Below are 17611 nucleotides of genomic sequence, written 5' to 3'. Positions count from 1 at the left end.
ATGTTTACGATGGTACAAAAACTTTGGCTTACAGTAGTATGTGCAGTATGTGTAACAGTGTCCTTTCTTTATTTCGTATCTTTATACTCGTATGAAAAGTTATACGTTGATAATTTAAAAACTTCGTTAGTAATGGAAGGGAAAAATCTTGCTGCTCAATATGATAAGCGTGAAGGAATATCAACTTTTGAAGAGAAAGTAAGATCGTTTGATCAAATATCTAGTTCAGACGTTATTTTCGTATCTAATCCGCGTGATTTAAGCGCATGTTTGCCTTTTGATGTGCATCATCATTCTCTTATAAGTGAAGGAGATAGGCAAACGCTATTAGATGGGAAAACTGTGACAAAAATAGGATATGAAGAACATTTTGACCGTAATATTATGGGGGTTGTCATTCCTGTATTGGAAAATAAAAAATTAGTCGGAATTGTCTATTCGTATATTCCTTTAAAAAGTATAAAAGATTTAATCTATGATATGGGTCTTATTTTAGCACCGTTAGCAATTGCTATGATTTTAATTACGATATGGGTTGGAAGAAAAATTATAATTGCAATTACGAAGCCACTTTCGCAAATGGAGCGGGTTGCAAATCATTTGGCTACGGGAGATTTTTCGGAGCGGATTACAGTTTCTTCAGAGGATGAAATTGGACGATTAGGAAAAGCATTTAATAAAATGGCAAATTCATTAGAAACAGAAGATGTAAAGCGTAAGGAATTTTTAGCAAATGTTTCGCATGAACTTAGAACACCACTTAGTTATATAAAAGGGTATAGCGAGGCTATTTTAGATGGTGTTGCAAAGGGAGCTCAGCAGGAAAAAGTAACGCAGCTAATTCATAAAGAAGCAGGTCGTATGCAGCGTCTCGTTCATGACTTGTTAGACTTAGCACAATTAGAAGGTGAGCACTTTCCGTTAAAGAAGCAACCTATCGTTTTTTCACAGCTGATTGAAGACGTATTAGATACGTATGAGATTAAGTTTATAGAAAAGGAAATTCATATTTCAACCAATTTAAATCCAGAGGTCATTGTCATGATTGATGAGGATCGTATGCAACAAGTGCTTCATAATGTGTTAGATAATGCGATACGATATACAAATCAAAAAGGAAATATCGTTATAACTTTAGAGCAAATCGATGATTACTGTGAATTAAAAATAAAAGATACAGGAATTGGCATTGATATAGAGCATTTGGAGAATCTTGGGGAACGCTTTTACAGAGTTGATAAAGCGAGAAGTCGTCAACATGGTGGAACAGGTTTAGGCCTTGCTATTGTGAAACAAATTGTTCATATACATGGTGGACAGTGGAAAATTGAAAGTGAAAAAGATAAGGGAACAACGGTTATTATTAAACTGAATGTACAGGATGAGGGGGGCATGTTCTAATTTTTAGGGCATGTTCTTTATATTGAAGAAAATATTTATCCCGCTATTCGCCGGTCAGTAAGACCCTCACCTCAAAATTCAGCGGAAGCAAAGAAGTTAGGTGGAGGCACTGCTGCCTGTAAAAGCCCGATTGGTGAGGGCTAATAATCAGTGGGGGATGAACAAAACCCTCACTGATTAAAGTTTCACTTTATACGTAAAAATATAAATTAATATGTAATAAATATCGAAAATTTGACTATTTTATGAACAAAACATTTGTACTTCTTATCAATTCGGTCTAAAATAGTTATGATGCAAAGTTCTTATAAATCGTTTCAATTGTTGTTTGGAAGATACTGAGGTGATTTAACTGGAGTACAAATCTATTAAACCGAAAAAAATTTACGAAGAAGTATCTGAAGCTATTTTAACAATGATTAAAAATGGTACGTTAAAACCTGGTGACAAACTACTCCCTGTGCATCAATTAGCTGAGCAGTTTCAAGTTGGCAGATCTGCTGTTCGTGAAGCGCTAAGTGCGCTAAGAGCGATGGGCTTAATTGAGATGAAACAAGGAGAAGGTACATATGTGAAGAACTTCGATTCTTCTTCATTAACGAAATCATTAAACAATAGATTATTAATGAAGAAAGAAGATATTTTGAATTTATTAGAAGTACGAAAGGTGCTTGAAGTGGGGGCAGTTCGAGTAGCGGCGGCAAAACGTACGGAAGATAATTTACAAAATATGAAACATTGGTTAGATGAAATGGCAAAGAGCATTGGAGATGAAAAGGCTGGCGAAAAAGCCGATTTTCAATTTCATATGGGAATTGCAGAGTCTTCGCATAATAGCATTTTGCTTGAACTCATGAATCATGTTTCAGAGATGATTGCTGAAACGATTGGTGAATCAAGACGCATTATTTTATATGGTGAACAAACGACATCAGAACGACTTATAGAAGAGCATCAAGTTATATATGATGCGGTGTTAAAACAAGATGTAGAATTAGCGCAGCAAGCAATGCTAGATCACTTAACAAATGTAGAACATATTGTCACAGGTAAAAACGATATAAATTCGTAATTTAATCTTTTAAAAATTTAATTTTCTGATAAAATAGAGAAAGATTAAGTAAGCGTTTTCTTTAGAAGAGGGAGAGGATAGGCCATGGTTGAGCCTATTTCTTCTCTGCTTAGTCATCTGATGACCATATGTTTGTTGGTGAAGTTGTAAAAAGGGGGAGTAATAGTTATGAAAGTTACTTTATTTGTTACTTGTTTAGTCGATATGTTTGAAACAAATGTCGGTAAAGCAACGGTTGAAGTGTTGGAGCGTTTAGGTTGTGAAATTGAATTTCCAGAAGCGCAAGTTTGTTGTGGTCAGCCTGCTTATAATAGCGGCCATGTAGAAGCAGCAAAAGAAGCAATGAAACATATGATTGAAACTTTCGAAGATGCAGAATATATTGTTACGCCATCTGGTTCTTGTGCGACAATGTTTCATGAGTATCCACATGTTTTCAAAGATGATCCAAAGTGGGCTAAACGTGCACAAAAAGTTGCTGATAAAACTTATGAATTTACACAGTTTATTGTGGATGTTTTAAAGGTTACTGATGTTGGTGCAAGTTTACCAGGGGTCGCTACTATTCATAAATCATGTCATATGACACGTATGCTTGGAATAAAAGAAGCACCAGGAATTTTATTATCAAATGTAAAAGGATTAACTGTGAGAGATTTGCCAAATGTGCAAAATTGTTGCGGGTTTGGGGGAACGTTTTCAGTTAAGATGACTCCAATTTCTGAGCAAATGGTAGACGAAAAAGTAGATAGTGTAATGGAAACAGGTGCAGATTATTTAATCGGTGCAGATTGTGGGTGTTTGTTAAACATTGGCGGACGTATTGAGCGTTTAGGAAAAGAAGTAAAAGTAATGCATATTGCTGAGGTACTGAATAGTCGCTCATGAAGGGGGAACATAAGCTATGTCTATGAAAATCAGTGAGAAAAAATTTAATGATCGCGTTGGTGATGGAATTCAAGATTCGTTTATGCGCGGAGCAGTATCTTCTGCACAAACGCGTTTATATACGAATCGCTTAAAAGCCGCAGATGAACTAGGAAACTGGGAAGAGTGGCGTGAACTAGGTGAACAAATTCGTCAACATACGTTAGAAAATCTTGATTATTACTTAATGCAGTTAAGTGAAAATGTATCAAAAAGAGGCGGACACGTGTACTTTGCGAAAACGAAAGAGGAAGCAGCAAAGTATATTCAAGACGTTGCAAAAAAGAAGCAGGCAAAAAAGATAGTAAAATCAAAGTCGATGGTAACAGAAGAAATCAGTATGAACCATGCGCTTGAAGAGATTGGCTGTGAAGTGTTAGAGAGTGACTTAGGAGAATATATCTTGCAAGTAGATAACGATCCACCTTCACATATTATTGCACCTGCACTTCATAAAAATAGAACGCAAATTCGCGATGTATTTAAAGAAAAGCTAGGCTATGAAAATTCTGATGACCCGTATGAAATGACAAAGTTTGTTCGTAAACAACTTCGTGAGAAATTTATGGATGCAGAAATTGGTGTAACTGGTTGTAACTTTGCTGTTGCAAATACTGGCTCTCTTTGTTTAGTAACGAATGAAGGTAATGCAGATCTTGTTATGTCAATTCCTAAAACACAAATAGCGGTAATGGGTATGGAACGTATGGTTCCGACAATGGAAGAATTAGATGTTTTAGTTGGTTTACTATGTCGTAGTGCAGTAGGTCAAAAATTAACAAGTTATGTAACAGTAGCGGGGCCAATTCAAGAAGAGGAAGTTGATGGACCTGAAGAATTTCATTTAGTTGTTGTTGATAATGGTCGCTCTCAAATTCTTGGATCTGAATTCCGTTCAGTATTACAATGTATTCGTTGCGCTGCTTGTGTTAATGTATGTCCTGTATATCGTCACGTTGGTGGACATTCATATGGATCGATTTACTCAGGACCAATCGGTGCGGTATTAACACCGCTTCTAGGTGGATATGATGATTACAAAGAGCTTCCTTATGCATCTAGTTTATGCGGAGCATGTACAGAAGCTTGTCCAGTAAAAATTCCATTGCATGATTTATTATTAAAACATCGTCAAGTCATCGTTGAGCAAGAAGGTCGTGCACCACTTGCAGAAAAACTGGCTATGAAAATGTTTAGTATGGGTGCTTCTTCAGCTGCTTTATATAAAATGGGTTCAAAAATGGCACCAGCGGCAATGAGTCCATTTACATCTGGTAATCGTGTATCAAAAGGTGTTGGACCACTTAAAAACTGGACGGATATTCGTGAATTCCCAGCTCCAAGTAAAGAACGATTCCGTGATTGGTATAAAGATCATAAGAAAGGCGGGGATAAATAATGACAGGATTAATTCAAAACCGTGATGCCTTTCTAGATAACATTGCAAAAGAACTTGGGCGCGCGCGTAAAACAGAAGGTGTAGAGCGTCCAGTATGGAAAAGTAATGTGAATATAGAAACGTTAAAAGATTATTCACAAGAAGAATTACTAGAAGTGTTTAAAGAGCAATGTACAAACATTCATACAACTGTAGTAGAAACGACAAACGACCGTTTAGGTGAAGACCTTCAAAAAGTAATCATGGAAAACGGCGGGGGACCTATTTTATTATCAGCAGATGCGCGTTTTGATGCATATGGTTTAACATCTTTATTTAAAGAAGAACTTCCAAAACGAGATGTTGAAGTAAATGTATGGGATCCAGAGAGAAAAGACGAAAATATGCGTTTAGCTGAAAAAGCGAATATTGGTATTGCATTTAGTGATTATACATTAGCTGAATCGGGTACAATTGTTGTACAAAGTCATAAAGGTCAAGGGCGTTCTTTACACTTTTTACCGACTGTATATTTTGCTATTATTCCACGTGAAACACTTGTGCCTCGTATTACACAAGCAGTTCAGGATATGAACTCACGCGTAGAAAATGGGGAGACAGCGGCATCTTGTATTAACTTTATTACAGGGCCAAGTAACTCGGCTGACATCGAGATGAATCTTGTTGTCGGAGTACATGGACCATTAAAAGCAGTTTATTTCATCGTATAAAAGAGGGGAAAGCAGGCCAGGAAATGGCCTGCTTTTTAGTAGAATAAAGGATAATATGAAGTAGAAGTTCTCTCCTTTTTTTGCTATGTTTTTTGGGAAAGGAGAGGAAGGGATGTTCACTTATTTATATGCACTGTTAGCAGGGATGGTGTTTGGTTCTTTTTTTATGCTAGTTGCGATGAGGGTTCCATTAGGTGCTTCTATTATTACCCCGCGTTCACATTGTGATTATTGCAAATATGTGCTAAGGACAAAAGAACTAATCCCCATCATTTCATTTTATATACAAAGAGGCTGTTGTACGAATTGTAAGAGGAAAATTCCAATTATGTATGTAGCATTTGAATGTATAACAGGAGGTATATTTCTTCTTACAGTGTATATGATTGGAATAGAACGAGAGCTTATTATTATTTTATCCCTTTTTTCGCTGCTTCTTATTATTTCAGTTACAGATTACTTATATATGTTAATTCCTGATTGTATTTTAATTTCGTTTGCCTTTTTACTCACTCTCGAAAGTGTTTTTGTACAATTAGTTACTTGGACAGATAGTATAGCTGGTAGTGGTGTTATATTTATTTTGTTATATTGCATGCAAAAGATATATCCAGAAGGGCTTGGCGGAGGAGATATAAAACTACTTTCGTTACTTGGATTTATAGTAGGAGTGAAAGGAGTTTTTATCGTTTTATTTTTAGCATCTTGTTTTAGTCTTTGTTTTTTCGGGATTGGTATCGGATTAAAACGTATAGAAGTACGAAAGCCACTTCCATTTGGTCCTTTTATTAGTCTCGGGGCAATATGTTATGTATTGGCCGCATATTCAAATTAGAGAGGGAATCGAAAATGAACGTATATATGGATGATCAAAGAAGTTGCCCGTTCGGGTATGTGCCCGCAACTACAGTAGAATGTGCTTTGCAAATGGTTCGGGATTATGATGTGAATATTCTTTCTCTTGATTTTAATATGGGATGGGGAGCGAAAAATGGACTAGATTTTGTAGAAGCTTTTTGTACAGAGGGGTTATATGTAAATGAAATTCGCTTTCATACGAATGATGTCATCGGTATGTACAAGATGAAACAGAGAATGGATAAGGGAAAGGAAGAAGGAGAAATTACTCCTCACCTTGTTATTAAATACGTGGGAAGCTAAAAACTCCAAAGTAAAACTTTGGAGTTTTTAATGTTTCATATGGGCTTGTAAAGGAATAATCTCTTCTTGTTGAGCTGTTGCGATTTCAGTTTCTTCCTGTTGAACTTCAGGCGTTTTCTTTGTTAAGTAGTGGTATACCATACCGACAAATACTGATCCGCCAATAATGTTACCAATTGTAACAGGAATTAAGTTATGAATAGCACCTGAAAAAGAAATTGTCTCAGGATGCGGTGAAACTAAAGATAAAGCAAAGAGTGATAAGTTTGCAATACTATGTTCGTAACCAGATAAGAAGAATGTGAAAACAAGTAGCATCATGACCATTATTTTTGCTGTGTCACCTTTAACCTGAGAAGGTAAGAAGCAAGCAAGACATACGAGCCAGTTACATAAAATGGCTTTAAAGAATAACTGCATCGTAGGTGTATTCATCTTTCCTTCAACGACTTTACTCATTAAGTGACCGTGATCAATTGCTTCAAAAATTCCAGTTGCGTAAAATAGTAAGGCAAAGAATAATGCGCCGGCTAAGTTACCTGCATAACAAGCAACCCAGTTACGAAGTGTATCAGAAATCGTTGTTTCTTTTCTTAAAGTTGCGACAGTAAAGTACATTGTGTTCCCAGTAAACAATTCAGCACCGCCATATATAATAAGTACGAGAGCAATCCCGAAAAACATAGAAGCGGCTAAATAAGTTGCTGGTGAATCTGCAATGTGAAAAAAGTTACCTAATTTAAAACATAGTACAATAATAAAACCGATATAAATACCAGCAAGTGCAGCACGAATGAAATATTGCATTGGGTTTGTATCTAGTATTTTCTTTTTGCTTTTAGCCAGTTTGACAACATAATCTAGTCCTTGTTCTAGCATGAGTAATACGCTCCTTTAGTAAATCTTCTATAAATACTCCTTATATGAATAAAGTACATGGAATTGTTCTTACTTTCAATAAGTTTGTGCAATGTTTCACAAAAAGGACATACATACATTAAGAAAACGTTTACAAAAGGTAGTATAATGGAATTTTTTCTGGACATTGCGAGGAAGAAAGGAAAAAGAAAAAGCGCTGTAATTACAGCGCTTTTTCGTCTAAATTCTTTTCCACTTTTACTTCTACTTCTTTTGAGAAGAACCAACCACCAACTGCGATTCCGACTAATACAATCCAGAATGTAAGCTTCCACGGAGTGGATTCTGGGAATGAATGTGGAATTACATTTAATGCAGGATGTGCTAATGTATAAACTGCTAGCTTCACACCAACCCAACCTACAATTAAGAATGCTGCAGTTTCAAGCCCTGGTTTACGTTTTAAGATTTGTACGAAAGCAGTTGCTGCAAATCGCATAATGATTAATCCGATAAGTCCACCTACAAAGATAACAACGAATTGCCCAGTATCAAGACTACCAATTGTACCTAGTCCTGTTTTTGGTAAAGTCATTGCTAGTGCAACAGCAGCTAAAATTGAATCAACTGCGAAGGCGATATCAGCAACCTCAACTTTAAATACAGTCCACCAAAAGTTCTCTTGTTTTTTCTTTGCTTCTTTTTCTTCTGTTTCTTCATCTGTATTCTTTTTAACATATGTTTTAAATAAGTGATTACCAGCGATAAACATAAGGTAGATGGCACCGATTGCTTGCACTTGCCATACATCGACTAAGAACGAAATCATAAATAACGATCCAAATCGGAAAACGAATGCCCCCGCTAATCCGTAAAATAGTGCTTTCTTTCGTTTTTCTTCTGGTAAATGTTTTACCATAATTGCAAGAACAAGAGCGTTATCAGCCGCTAAAATCCCTTCAAGTGCAATTAGGATGAGTAATACCCAACCATACTCCAATAATAATGATACATCCATGTACATTCTCCTCTCATCTCTATAACTTCTAAATAAGTGAAGAATTTCCCCACTATTTAGTTTCCCCATACTCCTGCCTATTAACTTTGGAAGAATCTGGAAATGAATGCAAAAAAGACCTCTGCCGTTAATAGGCAAAGGTCTTGCTAGACATATGTAATAAAAATGCCAACAAAGCCGGAAGAACTAAGTTCTACGTAATGACGACTTTGTTTCCAAGATATATTCTTGGACGCTACTCCCCTTTGGAGATATGTTATTGTATTCTCATTATATGGATAATTTATACGGTTGTCAACCTGTTAAAATATCTTCATTCGGATATTTTATTTTTCGGTTCTTTTTACGAGCAAATGAAAATGCCAATGTTAAAGGACCCATTTTCCCAAAAAACATCATAAAAATAATAATCGCTTTTCCAATTATAGTTAAGTGGGGTGTTAAGTTCATACTGAGGCCAACAGTCCCAAATGCTGAAAATACTTCGAAAGCACTCATCAATAGAGGAACTCGTTCAGTAATACTCAAAATTAAAATAGCAAAAAAGATAAATGAAATAGAAATAATAGTAATGGTTAATGATTTGACAATGAGAGTATCTTTAATGGATTTTTTAAATACGACAATATCTTCTTGTTCTTGTAAAAATTTAAATACACCAAAAAATATGATTAAAAATGTTGTTAACTTAATCCCCCCACCCGTTGAAGCACTACCAGCACCAATAAACATAAGTAGCATCATTAATAGCAGGGAAGGTTTTGACAATGTAGAAATATCAACTGTATTAAACCCGGCAGTTCGCGTTGAAATTGCTTGGAAATAAGAGGCCATTCCTTCTTCAAATGGGGTAAAACCTCTCATAGAAAGAGAGTTATGGAACTCGAATATAAAAATAAAAAGGGTAGCAATAATGTTGATGATTAGAGTAGAAGAGAGCATAAGTTTTGAATGTAGTGTAAGGTTTTTAAAGTTTTTCTTTCTTTTTATGTCTACGATCACTGTAAAACCAATTCCACCTAAAATGATGAGAGAGGAAATGACGAAATTGACAATAATGCTATGAGAATGGGACATTAAATTATCGCTCCACACAGAAAAACCAGCATTGTTAAAGGCTGAGATTGAATGGAAAAAACTATAATAGATCCCTTTGGTAACCCCGTATTTTGGTACCCACTCAAAAGAAAGAATTAAAGTAGCGATACATTCGACTGTAAAAGAGAATAAAAATAATGCTTTGGCAAGACGGATGACGCCGCCTATATTCGTTTGATTTAATGCTTGTTGTAATAAAATACGGTTTTGAAGACCGATTTTTCTGCCGAGCATAATCGCAATTAAGACAGCAAAGCTCATAATACCAAGTCCGCCAACTTGTATAAGCGTTAAAATGATACATTGTCCAAACAAAGTAAATACTTTTCCAGTGTCCACAACACCAAGCCCTGTAACCGTACAGGCAGAAACTGTTGTAAATAAAGCATCGAGCCATGAAATAGACGTTGTTGTAGCGATTGGAAGCTTTAATAAGCATGTACCTATAATTGATAACATGATAAAAGACAAAGTAAGAACGCGGGGAGGACTCATACGAATGTTAATCCGTTTCATGTTATATATCGTTCCTTTCTGTTTGCTCTTACTAGTATGTGAAAAAGTCCGATTATGTATGTGAAAAATAGAAAGAGGCAGAGAATATCTGCCTCTAAGCCATATGTTATATTATTATCCGCGTAATTGTTGTTGAGCTAAAGAAACAAGACGTTTTGTTACTTCACCGCCAACTGATCCGTTAGAACGAGATGCTGTATTAGACCCTAAGCTTACGCCGAATTCTTGTGCAATTTCATATTTAAATTGATCAAGTGCTTGTTCAGCACCTGGAACTAGTAATTTGTTTGTTTTTGCCATGATGATACACATCCTTATGAGTAATCCAGTCCAGATAAGTACTTATCTGAATTGGTACTGTTATTTTATGTGGAACCGGCGTGCTCATACGCGGAAGTAATCGGTGTGATTAGAAGTTATTGGATAGAAAAAAGAGTAGCAAATTTGCTACTCTTTTTTTAGTATTGTCGCTGTACCTTCCACGACAATATCATCCGATTGATTATATATATTTGTTTGCAACGTAATGATTTTTTTATCGTCACGCTTCTTAATAACCTCTGCCACAACGCGAAGTGTATCACCGATTTTGACAGGGGCACGGAATGAAACATTTTGGGATAAATAAATTGTATTTTTGCCTGGGAGTTTCGTTCCAAGGATGGTAGAAATAAAACTCGAAACGAGCATACCATGGGCAATGCGTTCTTTAAACATTGTCGTTTTTGCAAAAGAGTCTAAAATGTGAATAGGATTCACATCCCCAGTCAATTTTGCAAAATTGATAACATCTTCATCTGTAATTGTTTTTGTAAGGGATGCTTGATCACCGACTTGAATCTCATCATAACGAAGCTCCGGGACGGTTTGTGCTTCTTGGAATGGATTCATTTTGTCCTCCTTCTTTTCCATATCGAAAAATGCCAGCCATCTTGATGTAGTAGGAGGAAGAAAGAGTTTTGTTTGTGCTGCAGTTAGCTCCCACATTTTTCTTACTTGATGGAAGTAAATAGATTTTTTGAGTTTTCCTCGAACTTTTTTGCGAGTTCCAACTGTTTTGACTTGAACTCTTCCAAAAAACCCTCTAACTGTTTTTGAGCCTCTTCACGTTGTAATTGTTGTTGCTCAATAAATTGTTTTGTTGTTTCTTCAAATTGACCGCTTGTTTGTGTAAGAATTGACAAAGATGTTTTTGTAGGAGAAACAGTAAGTTGATGCATATGAGCAGAAAGTTCCTTCCATTTGTCCTGCCACTCGTTAATTTGATCATTTAAGGAGTTTCCAGTTAATTGTTTCACGTAATCTGTATATTGGTTGTTGAACTGAGCAGTGAGTTGTTGTAGTTCTTTTTCTAGTTCATCTACTCCTGATGTTAATTTATGCAAAGCGTCTTGTTGTTGTTTTAATGTTTCTAAAGTAAGCTGCTCTAATTGTTTCCCAGCTGAAGAGAAAAGGGAAAGTGATTGAGACCAGTTTTTCCAAAATGCATCGACTAATTCGTATGGTTTAGTTTCCATTGTTTGACCCCCAAATGTTTTTTTGCATATTGTGAACGCAGATTACTCTGCTGTACCACCAGGTGAAGATGAAGAATCCTTTTCATCCTTTTCTGGAGAAGTAGAAAATGGAAAGAATGCATTGGTGTATAACGTGAAAAACGTTCGCAACATATTTTGATAATGTTCAAAAGAAGTCGCACATGTTGTTAAATATTGCTCTCCATATTCAGTTAAAGAATAAATTCTTTTTGCCGGCCCTCCATCGCTTGTATCCCAAGTAGAAGAAATAAGGTTTTCTTTTTCTAATTTGCGTAGTGTTCTATAAACATTACCTTGGTCAACAGAAGAAAAGCCGATATCTATTAGCATTTGAATAAGTTTGTAACCATGAAGACTCCAGTCTTTTAGACAGAGAAGTAAGAAGGGAACTAAGAAGTTTTTTGGCATGGAGTTTGGTTGCTTCGCTTGGTTGCTCTCCAAACTTTCGCGTTGTTCTGGTTCATTTTGTAGCATGATTGTGCATCACCTCATGAATCAGTTAGATGGAATTTTTTGCTTATAAGTGCAATTTACACCTATCTGTTTTTAAAGTCAACACATTTGTTAGAAAATAGAAAAAAATAAAATATAGACTTGAAGTTTTATTCAGAATATTAGAAAATAGTGAATAGGTTGAATTGTTTCAAAAACGAAAAAGGGAGTGTAGGTAAAGTGATTGATCAAAAATTCGATCCACTACAAGCATGGAAAAATGCTTATGAACAAACCGAAACATTTTGGGGAAAAGCGCTCAATGAAACAATTAAAACAGAAGAATATTCTGCTTGGATGGGCAGCGTTCTAGATTTGAATTTGTTTTATCAAAAAGCATTAAATGATACGACAAAAAACTATTTAGAACAAGTAAATGTGCCGACGAAAGAGGATATCGCAAGAGTAGCTACGCTAGTTATTAACTTAGAAAATAAAGTAGATAACATTGAGGAGTTTCTAGAGGAGAAAGTCGATTCTTTAGGACAAGCTCCTACATTAAAGCGTGATGTGACGAAAGTGAAACAAGATATTCGTACGCTTGAAACAAAAGTAGATCAAATTTTAGAATTGCTAGAAAAGCAAAATGCAGTACTAGCTAAACTACAAGTACCTGTAAAAGAAGAGGTAAAGCCTGCGAATAAGCCAGAAAATAAAAAATGATAAAAGCGCTTGTTTATAACAGATAAAAGAGAGAGGGAGAATCTCTTTTCACGTATAAACAGCGAAACATAATTATATATGGACTCTATAGTATGAGTACCAAAATGATTCATAACAATCGTTCACAAATTCATTTAAGGGGGAAAAGAAATGGTTCAATTAAATGGAAAAGTAGCAATCGTAACAGGTGGAGCAAAAGGAATTGGAAAAGCAATTACAGTAGCATTAGCACAAGAGGGAGCAAAAGTAGTTATTAACTATAATAGCAGTAAAGAAGCAGCTGAAAATTTAGTAAATGAATTAGGAAAAGACGGACATGATGTTTATGCAGTGCAAGCGGATGTTTCTAAAGTAGAAGATGCAAACCGACTTGTAGAAGAAGCTGTGAATCATTTTGGTAAAGTTGATATTCTTGTTAATAATGCTGGTATTACAAGAGATCGTACATTCAAAAAGTTAAATCGTGAAGATTGGGAGCGCGTAATTGACGTGAATTTAAGTAGCGTATTTAATACGACAAGCGCTGTTCTTCCATACATAACAGAAGCGGAAGAAGGAAGAATTATTAGCATTTCTTCTATTATTGGTCAAGCAGGTGGATTTGGCCAAACAAACTACTCAGCAGCAAAAGCGGGTATGTTAGGATTTACAAAATCATTAGCGTTAGAACTTGCAAAAACAAATGTCACTGTAAACGCTATTTGCCCAGGATTTATTGATACTGAAATGGTAGCAGAAGTACCAGAAGAAGTACGTCAAAAAATCGTTGCAAAAATCCCGAAAAAACGTTTTGGTCAAGCCGATGAAATTGCAAAAGGTGTAGTATACCTATGCCGTGACGGTGCGTATATCACAGGTCAACAATTAAACATTAACGGCGGATTATATATGTAATGAAGTAAGAAAAAAGTGCATATCCATAGCAGGAATGCACTTCTTTTTTTAAGAAGGAAATCGACCAAAAAGGAGATAGAAAAATGACTACATTCGCAACAGAATGGGAAAAGCAATTAGAGCTATACCCAGAAGAGTACCGAAAAGCATACCGCCGAGTGAAAAGGGCGAGTGAAATTTTATTACGTGAACCAGAGCCGCAAGTAGGGTTAACGCCGAAAGAGGTTATTTGGACGAAGAATAAGACGAAGCTTTATCGCTACATTCCAAAACAAGAAAAAACACAGAGAGTTCCAATTCTATTAATATATGCTCTTATTAATAAACCATATATTATGGATTTAACTCCTGGAAATAGTTTAGTGGAATATCTAGTGGATCGTGGTTTTGATGTGTATATGCTTGATTGGGGCACATTTGGTTTAGAAGATAGTCATTTGAAATTTGATGATTTTGTGTTTGATTATATTGCAAAAGCAGTAAAAAAAGTAATGCGAACTGCAAAATCGGACGAGATTTCTTTACTTGGTTATTGCATGGGTGGAACGCTAACTTCTATTTATGCAGCACTTCATCCGCACATGCCAATTCGTAATTTAATTTTCATGACAAGTCCTTTTGATTTCTCTGAAACAGGATTGTATGGCCCTTTATTAGATGAGAAATACTTCAATTTAGATAAAGCGGTTGATACATTTGGAAATATTCCGCCAGAAATGATTGATTTCGGAAACAAAATGTTAAAGCCAATTACGAACTTTGTTGGTCCATATGTTGCTTTAGTAGATCGTTCAGAGAATGAGCGCTTCGTCGAAAGCTGGAGATTGGTTCAAAAGTGGGTTGGTGATGGTATTCCGTTCCCAGGTGAATCATACAGACAGTGGATTCGTGATTTTTATCAAAATAATAAGTTGGTTAAGGGTGAACTCGTTATTCGCGGACAAAAGGTAGACCTTGCAAATATTAAGGCGAATGTCTTAAATATTTCCGGGAAACGTGATCATATCGCTTTGCCATGTCAAGTAGAAGCATTACTAGACCATATTTCTAGCACAGATAAACAATATGTATGTTTACCAACAGGGCATATGTCTATCGTTTACGGTGGAACAGCTGTAAAACAAACATATCCGACGATTGGAAATTGGCTTGAAGAGCGTTCTAATTAAAAATAAAAAAATCCAACTAGCCTATGTTAGTTGGATTTTTTTATGAAAAATAACAAAACATAGAAAGGAGAAATTTATATTTTAGGAGTATAATTATGAAACTTATGATGGGTAAGTTGTTTTGGAATACAGGAGTTTCTGTACCTTGTTATCCACTGTTAGAAAATGATATGATATGTGATGTGCTCGTAGTTGGAAGCGGCGAAGCCGGTGCTCATATAGCGCATTCGTTAGCGAAAATTGGCATGAGTGTTACACTTATTGAAAAAAGAGCAATTGCGTGTGGTAGCACAGCTGCTAATACAGGTTTACTACAATTTCTTCATGATAAATCGTTAACCTCTCTTATCCATACATTTGGTAAAGAAAAAGGGGTACGAGCATATAAGCTTTGTTATGAAGCGCTAAGAACAATGGAAGAGGTTATACCGACTCTTGATATTAATCCCCATTTTATTCCGCGAAATAGTTTATATTATGCAAGTAAAAGTGAGGATGTCTCATTTTTACAAGAGGAATATAATACGTTACAGAATTATGGATTTCCAGTTGAATATTTTACAGAAGCTGATATTAAGAAACGTTATTCTTTTGCAAAACAAGCAGCGTTATATACGCAAGGTGATGCTGAGGTGAATCCGTATTTACTAGCGTATAGTTTTTTGCATAAAGCAAACCAAATGGGAGCTAATATATATGAACATACAGAGGCAATACATATAAAAAAACGCAAAAATGATTTAATTTGTTACACGAAAACAGGAAATCAAATTGTAGCAAAGAATATTATTATGGCGACAGGTTATGAGGCGCTTTTTGGAAAGAAAGAAAAAAATACAACAGTAGACACCTCTTATGCAATTGTAACAAATGAAATAGATCAATTTGAAGGCTGGCATGAGCGATCGTTAATTTGGGAAACGGCACGGCCCTACTTATATTTTCGAACGTATCGAAACCGCATTATTGTAGGCGGATTAGATGAAGCGCTACAAATTCAAACAATTGGTGATACGAAATTATTGCATAAGCGTGATATCCTTATTAATATTGTAAAAGAGATGTTCCCGCAGTATAAAAATATACAGGCAGACTACTATTGGGCAGCCGCATTTGGTGGTACTCATGATGGTCTCCCCATTTTAAAAGAAGACGAAAAGATACATAATTTGTTTTATGCATTGCCGTATGGAGGTAATGGAACTGTATATGGAATGGTCTTTGCCAAATTATTTGAGCAGTTATTTACAAATAAAGAAAGTAAAGATTTTTCTTTATTTAATCGATAGAAAAAAGGTAGCGAAGTGATGGAATGAGAGATATAAAAAAGTTTTTACAAAAATTACGTCCTGTACAACTCATCGTTTTGTTTTATTTATTAGCGGTAGTTGTATCGGTGATATTGCTTAGTTTACCGTTTGTTACGAAGCCTGGTGTGAAATGGACATTTATAGATGCGCTTTTTACATCGGTTAGTGCGGTAAGTGTTACGGGACTGTCTGTTATTACGATTTCAGATACGTTTACTACAGCAGGAATTATTGTTTTAGCTCTTATTTTACAATTAGGCGGCTTAGGAATTATGGCGCTTGGGACATTTGTTTGGATCATTACGGGGAAAAAGATTGGTTTGCAAAGAAGAAGATTAATTATGGCAGACCATAATCAAGGAAATTTATCGGGTCTCGTAGAATTGATGCGTTCTATTTTAATTGTAATTATTTCAATAGAACTTATTGGAGCAATCTTATTGGGGACAAGATTTTTACTTTACTTTCCGACTTGGCAAGAAGCTTATTTTCACGGTTTCTTTGCAGCTGTTAGTGCGACTACGAACGGCGGATTTGATTTAACAGGACAATCATTAATTCCTTATAAAAAAGATTATATTGTTCAAATGATTCATATGTTACTAATTATTTTAGGAGCGATTGGTTTCCCTGTGCTAATGGAAGTGAAACAATTCCTTAGTAAAAGGAGACAACAATTATTCCGTTTTTCATTATTTACAAAATTGACGACAACAACATTTTTTGCACTCGTTGTTGTTGGTACAATTATGATTTTTTTACTGGAGAGAAATCATTTTTTAGTAGGAAAGTCATGGCATGAAACTGTATTTTATACATTATTCCAATCTGTGACGACGCGAAGTGGTGGACTTGCAACAATGGATATACGTGAATTATCACAACCGACGCTTTTATTTATGAGTATATTAATGTTTATAGGGGCATCTCCAAGTTCGGTTGGGGGCGGAATACGTACAACTACATTTGCTGTTAGTATATTGTCACTATACACCTTTGCAAGGGGCGGTAGAACAGTTAGAGTCTTCAAACGTCAGCTACATGAAGAGGATGTACTGAAAGCATCTGTCGTTATGACGATGGGGATTTTGTTATGTGCTACTGCGCTATTCATTTTATCTATTACGGAAAATGTACCGCTTATGAGCTTAATTGTTGAAGTTTGTTCTGCTTTCGGAACGACGGGACTATCAACAGGTGTCACGCCTGATTTAACAACTGTTGGGAAACTTGTACTTATTGTGCTTATGTTTATCGGACGCGTTGGTATTTTAACATTTATTTTAGCTAGTGGTGGAAGGGAACAACCACCTCGCTATAAATACCCGAAAGAGCGGATTATTATTGGATAGTATGAAACCATTCTACCTACGTTAGGTAGAATG

At 35.7% G+C, this 17611-nt stretch carries 19 protein-coding genes and 1 riboswitch; of the genes, 12 read left to right on the top strand and 7 right to left on the bottom strand.

Annotated features, from left to right (window positions below; translation table 11 throughout):
* The 7 genes from ACK1U5_RS12010 (at position 1) to ACK1U5_RS11980 (ending at position 6670) form a co-directional block, all read left to right on the top strand.
* Positions 1-1401 carry a sensor histidine kinase gene (locus tag ACK1U5_RS12010; RefSeq protein ID WP_000494817.1) on the top strand — a complete coding sequence of 467 codons (1401 nt, stop codon included), beginning with the start codon at positions 1-3 and terminating at the stop codon, positions 1399-1401.
* A 382-nt stretch (positions 1402-1783) separates the two neighbouring features.
* Positions 1784-2473, top strand: coding sequence for a FadR/GntR family transcriptional regulator (locus ACK1U5_RS12005; RefSeq protein WP_254904472.1), 690 nt, complete (start codon positions 1784-1786; stop codon positions 2471-2473).
* Between the two features lie 168 nt (positions 2474-2641).
* Positions 2642-3361: a (Fe-S)-binding protein gene (locus tag ACK1U5_RS12000; RefSeq protein WP_000869150.1), complete on the top strand. Its 720-nt coding sequence runs from the start codon at positions 2642-2644 to the stop codon at positions 3359-3361.
* A gap of 16 nt (positions 3362-3377) precedes the next feature.
* Positions 3378-4799: a LutB/LldF family L-lactate oxidation iron-sulfur protein gene (locus ACK1U5_RS11995; protein WP_000061922.1), complete on the top strand. Its 1422-nt coding sequence runs from the start codon at positions 3378-3380 to the stop codon at positions 4797-4799.
* Positions 4799-5509, top strand: coding sequence for a LutC/YkgG family protein (locus tag ACK1U5_RS11990; RefSeq protein ID WP_000147183.1), 711 nt, complete (start codon positions 4799-4801; stop codon positions 5507-5509). The genes ACK1U5_RS11995 and ACK1U5_RS11990 overlap by 1 nt, the downstream gene beginning before the upstream one ends.
* Before the next feature lie 112 nt (positions 5510-5621).
* Complete coding sequence (locus tag ACK1U5_RS11985) at positions 5622-6344, top strand: prepilin peptidase (protein WP_000495717.1); 723 nt, start codon at positions 5622-5624, stop codon at positions 6342-6344.
* A 14-nt stretch (positions 6345-6358) separates the two neighbouring features.
* Positions 6359-6670 carry a cyclic-phosphate processing receiver domain-containing protein gene (locus ACK1U5_RS11980; RefSeq protein ID WP_001103763.1) on the top strand — a complete coding sequence of 104 codons (312 nt, stop codon included), beginning with the start codon at positions 6359-6361 and terminating at the stop codon, positions 6668-6670.
* Between the two features lie 27 nt (positions 6671-6697).
* Here ACK1U5_RS11980 and ACK1U5_RS11975 read toward each other — a convergent pair whose 3' ends face one another.
* From ACK1U5_RS11975 to phaQ, 7 genes are all read right to left on the bottom strand, one after another.
* Complete coding sequence (locus ACK1U5_RS11975) at positions 6698-7549, bottom strand: formate/nitrite transporter family protein (RefSeq protein ID WP_000893027.1); 852 nt, start codon at positions 7547-7549, stop codon at positions 6698-6700.
* A gap of 202 nt (positions 7550-7751) precedes the next feature.
* Complete coding sequence (locus ACK1U5_RS11970) at positions 7752-8546, bottom strand: TerC family protein (protein WP_000383326.1); 795 nt, start codon at positions 8544-8546, stop codon at positions 7752-7754.
* Between the two features lie 82 nt (positions 8547-8628).
* Positions 8629-8802, bottom strand: a riboswitch (yybP-ykoY riboswitch).
* A 38-nt stretch (positions 8803-8840) separates the two neighbouring features.
* Positions 8841-10160, bottom strand: coding sequence for a TrkH family potassium uptake protein (locus ACK1U5_RS11965; RefSeq protein WP_000822329.1), 1320 nt, complete (start codon positions 10158-10160; stop codon positions 8841-8843).
* Between the two features lie 114 nt (positions 10161-10274).
* Positions 10275-10460 (bottom strand): alpha/beta-type small acid-soluble spore protein, encoded by a 186-nt coding sequence (locus tag ACK1U5_RS11960; protein ID WP_001140707.1) that lies wholly within the window; start codon positions 10458-10460, stop codon positions 10275-10277.
* A gap of 147 nt (positions 10461-10607) precedes the next feature.
* Complete coding sequence (locus tag ACK1U5_RS11955) at positions 10608-11051, bottom strand: MaoC family dehydratase (RefSeq protein ID WP_001067916.1); 444 nt, start codon at positions 11049-11051, stop codon at positions 10608-10610.
* A 101-nt stretch (positions 11052-11152) separates the two neighbouring features.
* Positions 11153-11677, bottom strand: a complete 525-nt coding sequence (gene phaP, locus ACK1U5_RS11950; protein WP_000448594.1) for a polyhydroxyalkanoic acid inclusion protein PhaP — start codon at positions 11675-11677, stop codon at positions 11153-11155.
* Positions 11678-11719: 42 nt separating this feature from the next.
* Positions 11720-12172, bottom strand: a complete 453-nt coding sequence (phaQ, locus tag ACK1U5_RS11945) for a poly-beta-hydroxybutyrate-responsive repressor (protein WP_069605378.1) — start codon at positions 12170-12172, stop codon at positions 11720-11722.
* Between the two features lie 198 nt (positions 12173-12370).
* Here phaQ and phaR point away from each other — a divergent pair, with 198 nt between their 5' ends.
* The 5 genes from phaR to ACK1U5_RS11920 all read left to right on the top strand — a co-directional run bounded on the left by phaR (position 12371) and on the right by ACK1U5_RS11920 (position 17578).
* The gene (gene phaR / locus ACK1U5_RS11940; protein WP_000566942.1) at positions 12371-12853 is read left to right on the top strand and encodes a polyhydroxyalkanoic acid synthase subunit PhaR; all 483 of its coding nucleotides are present in this window, start codon (positions 12371-12373) and stop codon (positions 12851-12853) included.
* 150 nt (positions 12854-13003) lie between these two features.
* On the top strand, positions 13004-13747 hold the full coding sequence (locus tag ACK1U5_RS11935; protein ID WP_000250407.1) for an acetoacetyl-CoA reductase: 744 nt from the start codon (positions 13004-13006) through the stop codon (positions 13745-13747).
* Between the two features lie 83 nt (positions 13748-13830).
* Positions 13831-14916 carry a class III poly(R)-hydroxyalkanoic acid synthase subunit PhaC gene (phaC, locus tag ACK1U5_RS11930; RefSeq protein WP_000206336.1) on the top strand — a complete coding sequence of 362 codons (1086 nt, stop codon included), beginning with the start codon at positions 13831-13833 and terminating at the stop codon, positions 14914-14916.
* 95 nt (positions 14917-15011) lie between these two features.
* Positions 15012-16205: an NAD(P)/FAD-dependent oxidoreductase gene (locus ACK1U5_RS11925; protein WP_000772518.1), complete on the top strand. Its 1194-nt coding sequence runs from the start codon at positions 15012-15014 to the stop codon at positions 16203-16205.
* Positions 16206-16228: 23 nt separating this feature from the next.
* Positions 16229-17578: a TrkH family potassium uptake protein gene (locus ACK1U5_RS11920; protein WP_001204707.1), complete on the top strand. Its 1350-nt coding sequence runs from the start codon at positions 16229-16231 to the stop codon at positions 17576-17578.
* Positions 17579-17611 lie beyond the last annotated feature (33 nt).

The sequence above is a fragment of the Bacillus sp. XB1 genome, from assembly GCF_053557995.1.
This window is presented reverse-complemented; position numbering and strand designations above follow the sequence as displayed.

What these genes read in the sequence shown, in the direction of transcription:
- ACK1U5_RS12010 (WP_000494817.1), top strand. Translation starts at nt 1, where the DNA reads ATGTTTACGATGGTACAAAAACTTTGGCTTACAGTAGTATGTGCAGTA.
- ACK1U5_RS12000 (WP_000869150.1), top strand. Translation starts at nt 2,642, where the DNA reads ATGAAAGTTACTTTATTTGTTACTTGTTTAGTCGATATGTTTGAAACA.
- ACK1U5_RS11995 (WP_000061922.1), top strand. Translation starts at nt 3,378, where the DNA reads ATGTCTATGAAAATCAGTGAGAAAAAATTTAATGATCGCGTTGGTGAT.
- ACK1U5_RS11990 (WP_000147183.1), top strand. Translation starts at nt 4,799, where the DNA reads ATGACAGGATTAATTCAAAACCGTGATGCCTTTCTAGATAACATTGCA.
- ACK1U5_RS11985 (WP_000495717.1), top strand. Translation starts at nt 5,622, where the DNA reads ATGTTCACTTATTTATATGCACTGTTAGCAGGGATGGTGTTTGGTTCT.
- ACK1U5_RS11980 (WP_001103763.1), top strand. Translation starts at nt 6,359, where the DNA reads ATGAACGTATATATGGATGATCAAAGAAGTTGCCCGTTCGGGTATGTG.
- ACK1U5_RS11975 (WP_000893027.1), bottom strand. Translation starts at nt 7,549, where the DNA reads ATGCTAGAACAAGGACTAGATTATGTTGTCAAACTGGCTAAAAGCAAA.
- ACK1U5_RS11970 (WP_000383326.1), bottom strand. Translation starts at nt 8,546, where the DNA reads ATGGATGTATCATTATTATTGGAGTATGGTTGGGTATTACTCATCCTA.
- ACK1U5_RS11965 (WP_000822329.1), bottom strand. Translation starts at nt 10,160, where the DNA reads ATGAAACGGATTAACATTCGTATGAGTCCTCCCCGCGTTCTTACTTTG.
- ACK1U5_RS11960 (WP_001140707.1), bottom strand. Translation starts at nt 10,460, where the DNA reads ATGGCAAAAACAAACAAATTACTAGTTCCAGGTGCTGAACAAGCACTT.
- ACK1U5_RS11955 (WP_001067916.1), bottom strand. Translation starts at nt 11,051, where the DNA reads ATGAATCCATTCCAAGAAGCACAAACCGTCCCGGAGCTTCGTTATGAT.
- phaP (WP_000448594.1), bottom strand. Translation starts at nt 11,677, where the DNA reads ATGGAAACTAAACCATACGAATTAGTCGATGCATTTTGGAAAAACTGG.
- phaQ (WP_069605378.1), bottom strand. Translation starts at nt 12,172, where the DNA reads ATGCTACAAAATGAACCAGAACAACGCGAAAGTTTGGAGAGCAACCAA.
- ACK1U5_RS11935 (WP_000250407.1), top strand. Translation starts at nt 13,004, where the DNA reads ATGGTTCAATTAAATGGAAAAGTAGCAATCGTAACAGGTGGAGCAAAA.
- phaC (WP_000206336.1), top strand. Translation starts at nt 13,831, where the DNA reads ATGACTACATTCGCAACAGAATGGGAAAAGCAATTAGAGCTATACCCA.
- ACK1U5_RS11925 (WP_000772518.1), top strand. Translation starts at nt 15,012, where the DNA reads ATGAAACTTATGATGGGTAAGTTGTTTTGGAATACAGGAGTTTCTGTA.
- ACK1U5_RS11920 (WP_001204707.1), top strand. Translation starts at nt 16,229, where the DNA reads ATGAGAGATATAAAAAAGTTTTTACAAAAATTACGTCCTGTACAACTC.